This is a genomic window from Microcystis sp. M165S2, from assembly GCF_020245885.1.
Taxonomy (GTDB): domain Bacteria; phylum Cyanobacteriota; class Cyanobacteriia; order Cyanobacteriales; family Microcystaceae; genus Microcystis.
Genome location: NZ_JADBTZ010000064.1, coordinates 1 through 13,364, shown reverse-complemented (window position 1 = coordinate 13,364; position 13,364 = coordinate 1). Strand labels below are relative to the sequence as shown.

Below are 13,364 nucleotides of genomic sequence, written 5' to 3'. Positions count from 1 at the left end.
TCTCTATAACCTGAGTATCCTAGCATTGTTCCCAGTATTATTACTAATAATACTATCCATAAAGGGTGTCTTTTTCCTTTATCTTTCCGAAAGTCCTTGACTTGTTTCAGTTTTTCTATTAAGCTCAACATATATTTTAAGAATTGCCGGTCACTTCTCATTTTACAAAGACAGTGATCGCTTTTACTTTTGATATTCTGATGGGAGAATGAAACAGACCTAAGGGCAAGGGGGGGGAGAGTCCGACAAGAAAGGTTTTCAGTGGAGACATTGAGAATCTAAGCTGTCTCGTTGAACAAGGAATTTATAACAGCAATGTAGAAAGAATCTCCCGTCACAGCGTAGCTTGACGGTGGGAGTATGTCAACAGAGGAAATGAACTATGTCCCAAGATAAGCCGATCCAACGCCAAATTCTACCGATTCCCGACTTGACCACCTTCGGTCTAATCACCTACGACGCGAAGAATCCGGACACTGACTATCCCCCGATTCGAGATATCCGACCGCCGGACGGCGCGCCCAACGTGCTGATCGTGCTGCTCGATGACGTGGGCTTCGGAGCCTCCAGCGCCTTCGGTGGGCCGTGCAATACCCCCACTTTCGAGCGATTAGCGGCACAGGGGCTAAAATATACCCGTTTTCATACCACTGCCCTCTGCTCTCCCAGCCGCGCGGCTTTGCTCTCCGGAAGGAATCATCACTCGGTCGGCATGGGCAACATCACCGAAACCGCCACCTCCGCCCCCGGGCAGAGTTCCGTTCGTCCCAACACCAAAGCCCCCCTCGCCTTGACCCTGAAGCTGAACGGCTATTCCACGGCGCAGTTCGGTAAGTGTCACGAGGTACCGGTTTGGCAAACCAGCCCGATCGGCCCCTTTGACGCTTGGCCCTCCGGCGGGGGTGGATTCGAGTATTTCTACGGCTTTATCGGTGGCGAGAATAACCAGTGGGAGCCGGCACTGTACGAGGGAACAACCCCGATCGAACCGCCGAAAACCCCGGAGAAAGGGTATCACCTGACCGAAGATCTGGCCGATCGAGCGATCGCTTGGGTCAGTCAACAAAAAGCCCTCGCCCCCGATAAGCCTTTCTTTATGTACTTCGCCCCCGGAGCGACCCATGCCCCCCACCACGTCCCCAAGGAATGGATCGACAAGTATCGGGGCCAATTCGCTCACGGTTGGGATCACCAGCGCGAGATTACCTTTGCCCGACAGAAAGAACTGGACGTAATTCCCCAAAATGCCGAACTCACCCCCCGTCACGCCGAAATTCCCGCCTGGGATGACATGGACGAGCGCCTGAAGCCGGTATTAGAGCGCCAGATGGAGGTGTACGCCGCCTTTATGGAACATACCGATGATCAGGTGGGACGGGTGATTCAAGCCTTAGAAAATCTAGAAATCCTCGACGATACGCTCGTTTACGTCATCATCGGCGATAACGGCGCATCCGCCGAGGGAACGCTTCAGGGCGCGTTTAACGAGATGGCCAACTTTAACGGATTAGCGGGTCTAGAAACCCCGGAATTTCTCCTCTCGAAACTGGATGACTTCGGCGCGCCCGATTCCTATAATCACTACGCGGTCGGTTGGGCTTGGGCGATGAGTAGCCCCTACAAATGGACGAAGCAGGTCGCTTCTCACTGGGGCGGGACCCGCAACGGTACGATTGTTCGTTATCCCAAAATCATCACGGAAAAAGGTGGGATTCGCCATCAGTTCTGTCATCTGATCGATGTGGCCCCGACGGTGTTGGCAGTAGCGGGAATTCCCGAACCGACTATGGTTAACGGTGTCCTACAAAGTCCCTACGAGGGTACGAGTATGGTTTATACCTTTAACGACGCGGCCGCCCCCGAACGTCACGATGTGCAGTATTTCGAGATGTTTGGCAATCGGGGCATCTATTACAAGGGTTGGAGTGCGATTACCAAGCACCGCACCCCGTGGATTATGACTGGACAGACGATGGTTCCTTTCGACGATGATATCTGGGAACTATACGACGGCAGTAAGGATTGGACGCAAGCTCGGGATCTCTCCCGGGAAATGCCAGAGAAACTGCACGAACTACAGCGACAATTTCTGATCGAGGCGGTTAAGTATAATGTACTGCCCCTAGACGATCGCCAAGTGGAACGGGTCGATCCCGCCACCGCTGGCCGGCCTACCCTCGTGCGGGGAAACTCGCAATTATTCTTTGCCGGGATGGGGCGTTTGTCTGAAAATAGCGTTATCAACATCAAAAATAAATCCTTCTCGGTGACGGCGGAACTGAACATTCCCCCGGAAGGCGCGGACGGGGTGATTATCGCCCAAGGCGGCCGCTTCGGTGGTTGGAGTGTCTATACCCACGACGGAAAAGCCAAGTTCGTCTATAACGTGCTGGGGATTCAAAGTTTTGTCACCGAGGCGACGGAGACGATCCCGGCCGGTAAGCATCAGGTACGGATGGAGTTTGCCTACGATGGCGGTGGTTTAGGACGGGGGGGAAATGTCACCCTCTACTACGACGGTCAACCGGTGGGTACGGGTCGGGTAGAACGAACTCAGGCTTTTATTTTCTCTGCGGACGAGACCACGGATATCGGCTACGAATCCGGTACCCCCGTAGCGGCGGAATATACCTCGAAAACCAGTCGTTTCACTGGCAAGATCGGTTGGGTTCAACTGGATCTGGGTACGGACGATCATGACCACCTGATCGACCAGGAGGAACGTCTGAAAATTATCATGGCCCGGCAGTAGAAAAGGGGACTTGCGATCGACGGTTTCGCTTATTCGGTCTTAGGGGAGGAATCGCGATCGCTGGCGAGCCAATGTTTAATTTTCTATAGCAAAAACTAACCGCGCTGGTAGTTTTATCTAGACTTTCCCTCGGTTAAAAGCAAAAAAATTGAGTTTAAATTAGCAACTTTGTTCTATGGAATGGTCTTTTTTTAGAAACTTTGCCATCACTCTATTCGCCCTCTTAAATCCTCTGGGGATGCTGCCGATATTTATTAGTTACACCGCTCGCGAACGTCAAGAAGTACAGCGACTCGTGGCTCTATTTGTCTCGTTAACTGTCTTGTGTTTGTTGTTAATTTTTATGTTTATCGGAACGTCAATGCTAAAATTCTTTGGTGTCACCTTAGACTCTTTTCGCCTTGCTGGTGGAGTGCTTTTGTTGATGATCGGTATCAACATTGTTAACGGTTCTGGGGGAGGGACAAAAGAGCTTTTAATTAATGAGCGAGGAGGGGATTATCTCAGCGAAGCTAAGTCAGTTTATCGGCAAATTGTTATTCCTATGGCTATGCCTTTATTGGTAGGACCTGGGGTTATTGCTAACGTTATCCTTTATGCCAGTGAAGCCGAATCAAAGCTGGGTGACGGTATGGGCATTGAACTGATTTTGATGACAATTTTAGTCAGTTTTTTGGTCTTTCTCATCCTCGCTGCTGGCAAATGGTTACAAAGACTTTTGGGAGATATTGGCTTGAGTATTACTCAGCGAGTTATGGGGCTATTTGTAGCGGCGATCGGAGTACAATTTATGGTGACAGGTTTGATTAATATTTTTGTCGATCAGATCGTTCCTAAACTGCCATCATAGCAAATTGCTAATTAGTCTAAATAGTTAGCTAAGAAAATTACTGAAAATATCAAATAAGCTGTTGTATATTTAAACTGGGTATTAAGGAGAGCAATCATGAGAAATTCTGAGCAATTGACCAAATCCCTGAAGCGTTTTCGTTATACACTTTTTCTGGGAGTAGCGGCCATGGCAATCACTAGCTGGGGGATGCCCAATATTTCTGTAGCCCAGACTACTCCTGCTCAAGAAAAAGTGCAGTTAATGTTCGTGCAAACGGCAGAAGATATTCAGGTAGATCCCGTCACAAAAACAATTCGCTTGGTAAATGTCAACAAACAGACATTATACTTTTCCGATCGCCCGAACCGGATTGCTGGTAATCTGACCATGGCCGCCTATCTGGATGAGTGGACAGCCCGGGCGGGAAAAGATAATTTTGCTAACGATCCCCCCAATGCGACCCTCTCAGTCTACGAACCTGGTCGTCAAGACAATACTATAGTTGTCGTCGAGATTAGCAATCCCGTCATCGATGGCAAGGACTTGATTTATAGCTACAAGCTAATCGAAGGGACTCTACCCAAGGCCGGCGGGACAACTTCCCTATTTATCGATTGGATTGGTGTTGGTGGTGGTGTCGGTCCTGGCTTTTACGGGGTGGGGGCCGGTACCCGCGGAGTCGGTTTATACGGTGGTTACGGTGGACCCCTACGTTATTAATACGCTTGTTCTATTATTCCTGTAAATTTATCTAGCGATTAGGAAAATCCCATGAGTTACAGATACATCAATCAATTAGCCACACCCGAAAATTTGCAGCGATTTCTGGAATTTGTTGATCTGGCGGCTGGGGGAGGCAAAGATACGGCTAATGTCTGGGAAATCGAGCGCCGATTGGTTAATAGTCGCCCGATGGAGTTATGTGTAAAAGCAGTTCTGCAAGAACCAGCTTCCGCGCAATTAGTGCAAGAAAGATACATTGGCAACCCCTACGATATTGAAGCAATGTTAAAAATGCCGAAGGGTTCTCTGGGTTGGACTTACGGCACAATTATGCACACTTTGGGCTATGATCCGCAATTTTATCCCCAACGCAAGCAATTTGATTCCGATGCCGACTATATTGGTTTTCGCGTTGATAAAACCCACGATATCCATCACATTCTCACCGGATTTAGTTTAGATACTCTTGGAGAATTGGGAGTAATTTCTGTGACGGTCGCTCAAACTCGTTATCCTACTTTTCTCCTCATCGATATACTCTCTTTACTGATGACTTTTTTTACCAGTGATACTCTGTTAAATGAGGTGGAAAGTGATGCCGATTTAAATAAAACTCTCGGTTACAAATTCGAGCTAATTTCCCAGGGAATTACCATCGGCCGTAACGCTAAACCCCTATTCCCGATCAAGTGGGAGGAAGGCTGGGAAAAACCCTTAGATCAATGGCGCAAGGAACTGAATATTAAACCAGTTTTAGATGGTCCCTGGAGTTGGTACAGTCGCCCGGAATTACAGTCGGCGATCGCTTAATTTTTCCACCAGATTTTTGTGTGAGAATAGTGAGGGACAATTCTGCTTTGATCTATGGTCAAAAAACCTCTATAAAACCAAGCCATAATCAAATTCGCGGGCTCTGTCAAATAATTGTTGCTCTAATTGTCTTAATTATGCCAGTAGCAATTACCCTGCGACTGGTTTTAGCTTTTCTTTTCGCTTTGATAGGGGCAATTGCTTTACTAGTTTACAGAATTTCATGCGTTGCTCCTTGGCAGTTAGAACTATTAAAATCTCCCAATCATCGGGTGGCATTTCTGGAATCCCTATTTTTACGACCGGCAGTTTCGGACTATTAATTTATCTGATCGCATCCGCACAGGCGATCATCCATTTTGCTTGCGGTTTTCTGGGTATTATCAAACCTCCGATACAAGTATTAATAGTACGGCGAGGCGGCGACTGGTAGCAACCCAAGGAATGCTTTCCTATTTTTTATCCGTCTCGATTATTGCTATTATTTTTGGAATGATTGGTAATTTACTCTCAGCAAAAAAGATATTTTATTAAGGAAGTTATGGTTCATCAGAAAATTAATCTCGATCGCCTTAGTCCGGAAGATGCACTAATTACCCCCACCTATGCTTCCCGCGCCCTGACTTCCGCTGTACCTAAATACGAGATTCCCGAGGGAGAAATGCCCCCGGCGGTGGCCTACAATTTAATCCGCGATGAACTCGCCCTTGATGGTAATTCTCGCCTGAATCTGGCTACTTTTGTCACCACTTGGATGGAACCGGAAGCCAAACAATTAATGGCGGAAACCTTCGATAAAAACATGATCGACAAGGATGAATACCCACAAACTGCCGAAATTGAACTGCGTTGTGTGAATATGATCGCTAGACTCTGGAATGCTCCCGAAAGCGAAGCGGCAACCGGTTGTTCTACCATTGGTTCCAGTGAAGCGGCGATGTTGGGAGGCATGGCTTTAAAATGGCAATGGCGCAAACGCCGACAAAAAGAGGGTAAACCCACCGACAAACCTAATTTAGTCATGGGCATTAATGTGCAGGTTTGTTGGGAAAAATTCTGTCGTTATTGGGAGGTAGAACCGCGTTTTGTGCCGATGGAAGGGAATCGTTTTCATCTCAATGCGACCGAGGCAATTAAACTAATTGATGAGAATACGATCGGGGTAATTGCAATTATGGGTAGTACCTTTGATGGTAGTTACGAACCCGTCCAAGAAATTAATGATGCCCTGGAAAAATTGAACAGAGAAACCGGCTGGCAAGTTCCCCTGCACGTCGATGGTGCTAGTGGTGGTTTTATTGCCCCTTTTCTCGATCCCGATTTAGTCTGGGATTTTCGCCTCAAATGGGTTAAATCGATTAATGCTTCCGGGCATAAATACGGTTTAGTCTATCCCGGCGTCGGTTGGATTATCTGGCGAGATCGGCAAGAATTACCAGAAGAATTAATCTTTCATTGTAATTATTTAGGCGGTGATCTGCCTAATTTTGCTCTGAATTTTTCTCGCCCTGGCAATCAAGTAGTTGCTCAATATTATAATTTTTTACGCTTGGGTAAAGAGGGTTATCGACAAATTCATCAAGCCTGTCGAGATACGGCTCTGTATTTATCGGGGGAAATCGCTAAGATGGGACCGTTTGAATTGATTACCGATGGCAGCACTATTCCGGTTTTTGCTTGGAAATTAAAGGAGACAATTAGCGATCAATCTAATTATAGTTTATTCGATTTAGCTGATAAATTGCGCGAGCGGGGTTGGTTAGTTCCTGCCTATACAATGCCCAAAAATCGCCAAGATTTAACCGTGCAGCGCGTGGTGATCAAGGAGGGATTTAGTCGCGATATGGCGGCTCTGTTGTTGCGGGATATTCACTCAGCAATCGCCTTCTTTAAATCTCAGTCTAATTATCAGTCAAAATTATCTGGTTCCCATTTCCATCACTAACAGATGTTGAGGAAAAACTCGCTTAAATTCCCTAAATATTGGCAACCATTACAAAGTTCTGGTGTTGCCAATTTTTCCACTCCTGTCTCAACCTAGGCTCTCTGCACCTCATCGAGGACAGTAATGCCTGAAGCTTACCCGACTACACACAAAAAAATCTGACTTAATCCTATGCAATTTGTACCAGTTGTCGATATTAATCAAAGATATTTAATGCTAACTACACCATCTAAAGCTAGAGGATGGATGAAAAAAATTGGGCATACCTTGGTAATATTTTTTGTAGTTTTACTACTGACTCTAACCTCCCCTCTTTTGGGAATAGCTCAAAATCCGACACAACCGGAAAATAAAATTGACGGCTTTCCAGTTATGTTAGATGGAAAAACTCTCTTTTTTATCCGGCGGGGAGTTTCTTCATTTTCGGCGGAGGAGAGAGCTAACACTATTACCCGGAGAATTGAAAGAATTGCTCAAAATGATTCTATTCCTATTGAGAACCTGACAATTGAGCAGATTCCTGATGATAACTCACTTTATTTAAGTATAGATCAAGAAGTGATTCTAACGGTGACGGAGCGAGATGCAAAAGCCTATCGTTCAACGCCGGAGGTTTTAGCTCAACAAGCTTTACAAAAAATTCAGGTCGCTATCGCTCAATATCGCCAAGATCGAAAACCAGAACAACTACTTAAGAACATCATTTATACGGTTATAGCTACCTTTTCTTTCTTGATTATTAGCTTTGCAGTTATCAAAATTTCAGGGAAGCTATTTCCCTTCATTAGACGTTTGATTGAATCCTTGACACCAGGCATTCAAATCGGGAATATTGAGATTGTATCTTCCTCTAAAATTAGCTTCTTTTGGCTGCGAGTTCTTCGGATAATTCGCTTATTTATTCTGTTTTTATTAACATTCAATTATGCTACATTTGTACTTCGTTTATTTCCCTGGACAAGAGTTTTTGGCGAGAGTATTTTAGGTTATTTTTCTCGATCATTAGAACTGGTTTTATCCTCCATTGGCAAATATCTTCCCAATGCCTTTATTATTGCCATAATCATTTTTGTAACCTACTACTTAATCCGGCTAATCAAGCCCTTTTTTACGGCAATAGAAAGAGGAAATCTGGTTATTCCTGGTTTTTATACTGATTGGGCTAAACCTACTTACAATCTCCTATTAGTCATAATTATTGCCTTAGCAGCAATAGTTGCTTTTCCCTATTTGCCCGGTTTTGATTCCCCGGCTTTCCGCGGTGTTTCTGTTTTTCTTGGTCTTCTTTTATCCCTTGGTTCTACTTCGGCGATCGCCAATGTTATTGGGGGAATTATTCTTATCTATACCCGTGCCTTTCGCATCGGAGATCACATTCAAGTAGGAGATGTAATTGGCGATCTAATTGAAAAAAACTTCCTAGTCATTCGCATTTGCACTCCCACTAATAAAATCATTACTATTCCTAACTCATCTTTATTAAGTAGTAATGTGATTAACTTTAGTATTTCCTCGCGGGAATTAAACAGAAATCTAATTATTCAGACAACGATTACCCTAGGGTACGATCTGCCTTGGCGAAAAGCCCACAAAACCTTAATTGAAGCTGCTCTAGAAACTGACCATATTCTCAAAGAACCCGCACCTTTTGTCCTGCAAACTAGCCTAGATAATTTTTACATCAGTTATCAATTAAATGCTTACACTAACCAACCCAATTTGATGGTAATAATTTATTCAGAACTCCATCAAAATATTCAAGACAAGTGTAATGAAGCTGGGATTGAGATTCTCTCTCCCAGTTACACCTCCCTACGAGATGGAAATACAACAACCATTCCCGAAAATTATTTACCTTCCGATTATGCTGCGCCTCCCTTTCGCGTTCAATCTTCAGATAATCAGGAAAACAACACATTTTGACACCAAATCCGTTTTTAAGTAGGGTCTGCTGAAAAAGTTTTTCAGCAGACCCTAACTACTATAAGAATTCATCTTTCTATCGTATTGAGGACGACAGGGACTGCCCCAAGCGACCTTTTGAGCGGGAATATCGGCAAATACGCTACTTCTTGCCCCAATAACAACATTAGAGCCAATTTTTACCCCCGGAGCCAGGAAACAATCGGCCGCGATCCATGTACCATTACCAATGAGGATGGGAGTGGTTTTTAAGCTGAAAGAGCGATCGCAGGGAGCGTGACTGCCAGTGCAAAGATAGCATTTTTGAGAAATCACACAATGACTGCCGATGGTAACGTTATCTAAACTATAAATCACCACATCATCGCCAATCCAAGTATAATCGCCGATCGCAACTTTCCAAGGATAAGTAACCCTTGCCGTCGGGCGAATTTTCACCCCAAGGCCGATTTTAGCCCCGAATAGTCGCAAAATAGCGCAGCGAAAGCTATCCATTTGGTGCAAACTGAGGGGAAAAAGAATTCCCTGTACTAACCACCAAAGTAGGATAATCGGATTAGAACGACCGCGATCAAACCAAGATTGATCGTAGGTACGCAGATCTAGCCACGCTTCCTCATCGGTGCGGATTTCTGGGGACATAGGACTTATTTAATCATTTTCGCGGGTTGAGGTTCCGAGGGTTTAACCGGGGGATTAGCATGGGCATTAACGTTTAATTTACCGCCAAATTGCCGTAATTCGTACAATTTAACCCCTATTTGGTATTCGTACTGACTCAAAAGACGACCGTAGATATAACCAGCTTTGCCATCCAAGAAACCGAGACGGATAAAATAAAAGAGAATAAAGCGCAGCAGCGGTTTAAAGGGCAATTTTACCCAAATTTTCTTTAAAAAACGTTTTCTCTGCACCGCATCACCGAACAGGTTCGCTCCGATCGTGCCGCTTTCGTCATTACCCGTGAGAATATTGTAATAAACTCGCGCCTCCCAGTTGGAATAACGATTATGTCTTTCTAACCAATGATAGATATCGCGGAAATCGATGTGCAGCATATCATTTTTCAGATATCCCACCTTGCCATCGAGGATAACGTGTTCGTGAACCTCGTTATCTCCCGTGTTGGGGATATCTTCCGTGTTTAAATTCTCGTATCTGCCCGACTTATGTTTAAATAAGCGCAGATTCCAGTCGGGATACTTGCCACCATAACGAATCCATTGTCCGAGGAAGAAGACGCGACGATTGAGATAATAACCGTTATAGTTGGGATCTTGGATCACGCTGGCGATTTCGTCCCATAGTTCGGGGGTGATTCTCTCATCACAATCGACGATTAATACCCATTCATTGCGAAAAGGCAGATTATCGAGGGACCAGTTTTTCTTTTTCGGCCAACGACCATTAAAATAAAATTGGACTACATTAGCCCCATAGTTTGTAGATATTTCGATCGAGCGATCGCTACTTTGGGAATCGACGACAAACACTTCATCAGCCCTAGCAACACTCTCTAAACAGGCGGGAAGGTTAGATTCCTCGTTTTTGGCGGGAATCAACACCGAAACGGGAATTTTTTCTGATTGACTAAACATTGGTACACTGTGGCTAGGTAGAGTGTTCGCATCTTTCCTTAAAACCCTTAGTCACTCAGAAAGCGAGAACTAGGACTTAAGATTTTTTTTAATCTTACTATACCTTATTCGGTTTTTTACGCTATCCCTAGGCTTGAACCTAAGAGAGAGACTCCTAGAGACTTGGATATTCTCCCAGAAAATAGCGAAAAATTCGCTAGGCAATACATCTGTTCTAGTATCTAAATTTCTAACTGCGAAATAGACGACTATACTGGGTGTCGTGGTTCATACTGGCAAAACTTAGCCCCCAACTCCAACTGCTCAGGTTTTCATCGGCTAAACTGATAATATCTGCTGTTGCTGTTAATAAACTGGGCTGTAAACCGATCAGAAGGGATTGTCCTAGGGTTTGCCCTAGGGGAATTAAACGCAATCCCGCATTGATTAAATTACTTGCCCAACTGTGTAAATAGCCTAAAACCGCTAATTCTTCGCCAATTTGCCAATGACTTGCCCCGATCGCAAAAGCGGTGGCATAATTAGCCTGTTCTGGTAGATTATCTCTGGCCGGTGCTAACTCCCGCAATAAGTTTAACAGCGATCGCCCCATTTGCCAGCTTTGTTGTCTTAATTCGGCCGTTTCCCGCGTGGCCGATAACCAATTATCCCAATAATTAAGTTTTGTAAAATCTTCTTGACAAAAACAACGATATACCCTTAACAAAACAGCCGTTTCTAAGCGAATCGAGCCTTGACAAAGCGATCGCTCTAACCAATCATTTAAGCTGGCACTATTGGAGATAATCCCCTTTTCGACGAGGGTTTCTAGCCCTTCGGAATAACTATAGGCCCCGACGGGTAAAATGGGACTAGCCAATTGTAATAAACACAAAAGTTCTTTTTGATCGAGCATAGAAAACCGAGAAAATTGTCCTTAACACATTTAGGGAAATGCTTGGCACTTCGGTATGTAGATCGAGCCTGTAGAAAGCGGCACTCTGTGAATTATACCGTGGTTAATAGCCACAATTATAAACTACTATACTTATGTCCTCACGAGAACAGCATTTTCTGAAAATAAATCTTGTCGTTCTCCTCTTGATTTTAGCTTTGATTGCTGGGGTTGATCGGGAAAAATTACACTCTAGTCTTTTATTTTATCCTCCCGCTACTCCCCCAACTCCGCTCGCTGGTTTATTAACCCATTCTTTTCAATTGCTTTGTTGTCTGCCCCCGATTGTTTGCCTTTTTAGTTATACTTTGTTGTCCCGCAAGACAAGTTTCAATAATTCTGACAATTTTTTACTTTTTTCTGGTATAATAACGGGACTTTTTGCCATCAATGAAATCTTCAGAATTCATATCATTCTCCTCTATTTTAATATTCCCAAATTCTTGACTATCTCTGTTTATGCCCTCGCAATTCTGATTTATGGTTTAGCATTTTGGCGGCGAATAAGACAAACTTATTACCAAATTTTAATCATCGCTTTAGCACTTTTAACTTTTGCGATCGCTATCGATTTTCTCCAGATTAAAAATCAAGGTTTTGCTAGTCTAAGTGAAGGAATTCCTAAACTGTTAAGTGCTGTGAATCTAGCTGGCTATTTTTGGGATGTATGTTTTCAAGAAATTTCAGCCCAGATCAAATCCCAATAAATTATCCATTTATCTGTTTAACCAGATGTAAAATTTCAGGAAGAATCAGTTTTTCTAGGGCTAATTTAACGGCATTAGTGGAACCAGGGAGAGAAAAGACTAATAAGTTTTGATAAACCCCAGCTATTGCCCTTGATGCCATGGCACGGGAGCCAACTTCCTGATAGCTGAGATAACGAAATAATTCGCCAAAACCGGGCAAAGTAATCCTTAATAAAGGTACTAAAGCATCATAGGTGTTGTCTCTGGGAGCAATACCCGTACCCCCATTGAGAATTAAGACTTTTATCTGATTTTGATTACTAATCTCTGGTAAGATTGCTTGAATTTGTAAGGGTTGATCGGGGATAATTAAGTATAGGCCGATATCATGACCAGATCGAGTTAGTAACTCTTGAATTATTTGGCCGCTACTATCCGTCTCTGGGGTACGAGTATCGCTCACCGTGACTACGGCACAGGTAAGGTTAAGGGGGGTGGTGTCGGGATGGGGAATAAAGGTCATAATTAGGGTCTGCTGAAAAAGTTTTTCTTCGGGGCAGGGTGTGGGGTGTAGGGTGTAGGGTGTAGGGTTTTACCGATTTTCAGGTGGTCAATTACCTAATGTTCAGGGAAAAAGTAGCTTAATTTTCCCCCTGCTCACTCCCAGTCCGGTACTTTTTGATTGACAAAAAGGTCTAAAAGTCTTATCCAACAAGGTTTTTAGATTTATCTGGTCAGTGCAGTCACCCTATAATAAAAAACTTAACTTTTGCAAGTATTGCCGATTTTTGCCAGTTTTTGGAACCTTTTCGCCGGTAATGATGACAAGGTGAAAGGAGCTTCTAGAGAACAGATTATCCCAAAATAACAAAATCGAGATTATCATCTAAGTTGGTATAGATTTTGACATCCTCCCCGCCGTGAAACGGACGGCGATTCCCAAACCTCACGATTTGAGTTTCTGCTTCTTTCCCGAAGGATTTTTCGCACCTGCCTTAGCAGATTTACTCTGTTCTGGTCTTATGGTCGCTCTACAGACTGACACCGCAAGTCCTGCGGCCAAAATGTTTTTACTGGCGTTAATATCTCGGTCATTGTGTGTCCCACAGTCTGGACAGTCCCATTCTCGAACATTTAACGGCATTTTCTCAGCAATAT

14 protein-coding genes and 1 pseudogene are annotated in these 13,364 nt (G+C 44.2%); 9 read left to right on the top strand and 6 right to left on the bottom strand.

Features of this window, described 5'->3' with window-relative positions:
- On the bottom strand, nt 1-131 hold a 131-nt coding region (locus IM479_RS03640; RefSeq protein ID WP_287675989.1), incomplete at its 3' end, for a transposase family protein.
- Nucleotides 132-254: 123 nt separating this feature from the next.
- On the opposite strand from IM479_RS03640, the pseudogene IM479_RS03635 reads away from it, so the two are divergent.
- From IM479_RS03635 to IM479_RS03600, 8 genes and pseudogenes are all read left to right on the top strand, one after another.
- Nucleotides 255-350, top strand: a pseudogene (locus tag IM479_RS03635) (zinc ribbon domain-containing protein); the annotation flags it as partial.
- Nucleotides 351-382: 32 nt separating this feature from the next.
- Entirely contained in the window at nt 383-2,752 is a 2,370-nt protein-coding gene (locus tag IM479_RS03630) for an arylsulfatase (RefSeq protein ID WP_287687201.1), read from the top strand.
- A gap of 175 nt (nt 2,753-2,927) precedes the next feature.
- Nucleotides 2,928-3,602, top strand: coding sequence for a MarC family protein (locus tag IM479_RS03625; protein ID WP_287687202.1), 675 nt, complete (start codon nt 2,928-2,930; stop codon nt 3,600-3,602).
- Between the two features lie 96 nt (nt 3,603-3,698).
- Nucleotides 3,699-4,304, top strand: coding sequence for a hypothetical protein (locus IM479_RS03620; RefSeq protein WP_287687203.1), 606 nt, complete (start codon nt 3,699-3,701; stop codon nt 4,302-4,304).
- A 51-nt stretch (nt 4,305-4,355) separates the two neighbouring features.
- The gene (locus IM479_RS03615; RefSeq protein WP_286825862.1) at nt 4,356-5,117 is read left to right on the top strand and encodes a Coq4 family protein; all 762 of its coding nucleotides are present in this window, start codon (nt 4,356-4,358) and stop codon (nt 5,115-5,117) included.
- A 223-nt stretch (nt 5,118-5,340) separates the two neighbouring features.
- Nucleotides 5,341-5,550, top strand: a complete 210-nt coding sequence (locus tag IM479_RS03610; protein ID WP_287687205.1) for a hypothetical protein — start codon at nt 5,341-5,343, stop codon at nt 5,548-5,550.
- Between the two features lie 108 nt (nt 5,551-5,658).
- The gene (gene gad, locus IM479_RS03605; protein WP_286825864.1) at nt 5,659-7,062 is read left to right on the top strand and encodes a glutamate decarboxylase; all 1,404 of its coding nucleotides are present in this window, start codon (nt 5,659-5,661) and stop codon (nt 7,060-7,062) included.
- A 171-nt stretch (nt 7,063-7,233) separates the two neighbouring features.
- Nucleotides 7,234-8,985 (top strand): mechanosensitive ion channel family protein, encoded by a 1,752-nt coding sequence (locus tag IM479_RS03600; protein WP_287687207.1) that lies wholly within the window; start codon nt 7,234-7,236, stop codon nt 8,983-8,985.
- A 51-nt stretch (nt 8,986-9,036) separates the two neighbouring features.
- On the opposite strand, the gene hpsU is transcribed toward IM479_RS03600, so the two are convergent.
- The 3 genes from hpsU to IM479_RS03585 all read right to left on the bottom strand — a co-directional run bounded on the left by hpsU (nt 9,037) and on the right by IM479_RS03585 (nt 11,478).
- A complete protein-coding gene (gene hpsU / locus IM479_RS03595; protein WP_286825866.1) occupies nt 9,037-9,627 on the bottom strand; it encodes a hormogonium polysaccharide biosynthesis acetyltransferase HpsU in 591 nt (196 codons plus the stop codon).
- A 5-nt stretch (nt 9,628-9,632) separates the two neighbouring features.
- A complete protein-coding gene (locus IM479_RS03590; protein WP_287687209.1) occupies nt 9,633-10,583 on the bottom strand; it encodes a glycosyltransferase family 2 protein in 951 nt (316 codons plus the stop codon).
- Nucleotides 10,584-10,812: 229 nt separating this feature from the next.
- The gene (locus tag IM479_RS03585) at nt 10,813-11,478 is read right to left on the bottom strand and encodes an urease accessory protein UreF (RefSeq protein WP_287687210.1); all 666 of its coding nucleotides are present in this window, start codon (nt 11,476-11,478) and stop codon (nt 10,813-10,815) included.
- Between the two features lie 134 nt (nt 11,479-11,612).
- Here IM479_RS03585 and IM479_RS03580 point away from each other — a divergent pair, with 134 nt between their 5' ends.
- Nucleotides 11,613-12,224: a DUF8692 domain-containing protein gene (locus IM479_RS03580; RefSeq protein WP_004162951.1), complete on the top strand. Its 612-nt coding sequence runs from the start codon at nt 11,613-11,615 to the stop codon at nt 12,222-12,224.
- Nucleotide 12,225: 1 nt separating this feature from the next.
- Here the strand turns inward: IM479_RS03580 and IM479_RS03575 are convergent, their stop codons facing one another.
- Nucleotides 12,226-12,729 (bottom strand): MogA/MoaB family molybdenum cofactor biosynthesis protein, encoded by a 504-nt coding sequence (locus IM479_RS03575; protein WP_286825870.1) that lies wholly within the window; start codon nt 12,727-12,729, stop codon nt 12,226-12,228.
- A gap of 423 nt (nt 12,730-13,152) precedes the next feature.
- On the bottom strand, nt 13,153-13,364 hold a 212-nt coding region (locus tag IM479_RS03570; protein ID WP_287699185.1), incomplete at its 5' end, for a zinc ribbon domain-containing protein.

Coding starts and splice junctions, on each gene's coding strand:
- IM479_RS03630 (WP_287687201.1), top strand. CDS start 383: ATGTCCCAAGATAAGCCGATCCAACGCCAAATTCTACCGATTCCCGAC.
- IM479_RS03625 (WP_287687202.1), top strand. CDS start 2,928: ATGGAATGGTCTTTTTTTAGAAACTTTGCCATCACTCTATTCGCCCTC.
- IM479_RS03620 (WP_287687203.1), top strand. CDS start 3,699: ATGAGAAATTCTGAGCAATTGACCAAATCCCTGAAGCGTTTTCGTTAT.
- IM479_RS03615 (WP_286825862.1), top strand. CDS start 4,356: ATGAGTTACAGATACATCAATCAATTAGCCACACCCGAAAATTTGCAG.
- IM479_RS03610 (WP_287687205.1), top strand. CDS start 5,341: ATGCGTTGCTCCTTGGCAGTTAGAACTATTAAAATCTCCCAATCATCG.
- gad (WP_286825864.1), top strand. CDS start 5,659: ATGGTTCATCAGAAAATTAATCTCGATCGCCTTAGTCCGGAAGATGCA.
- IM479_RS03600 (WP_287687207.1), top strand. CDS start 7,234: ATGCAATTTGTACCAGTTGTCGATATTAATCAAAGATATTTAATGCTA.
- hpsU (WP_286825866.1), bottom strand. CDS start 9,627: ATGTCCCCAGAAATCCGCACCGATGAGGAAGCGTGGCTAGATCTGCGT.
- IM479_RS03590 (WP_287687209.1), bottom strand. CDS start 10,583: ATGTTTAGTCAATCAGAAAAAATTCCCGTTTCGGTGTTGATTCCCGCC.
- IM479_RS03585 (WP_287687210.1), bottom strand. CDS start 11,478: ATGCTCGATCAAAAAGAACTTTTGTGTTTATTACAATTGGCTAGTCCC.
- IM479_RS03580 (WP_004162951.1), top strand. CDS start 11,613: ATGTCCTCACGAGAACAGCATTTTCTGAAAATAAATCTTGTCGTTCTC.
- IM479_RS03575 (WP_286825870.1), bottom strand. CDS start 12,729: ATGACCTTTATTCCCCATCCCGACACCACCCCCCTTAACCTTACCTGT.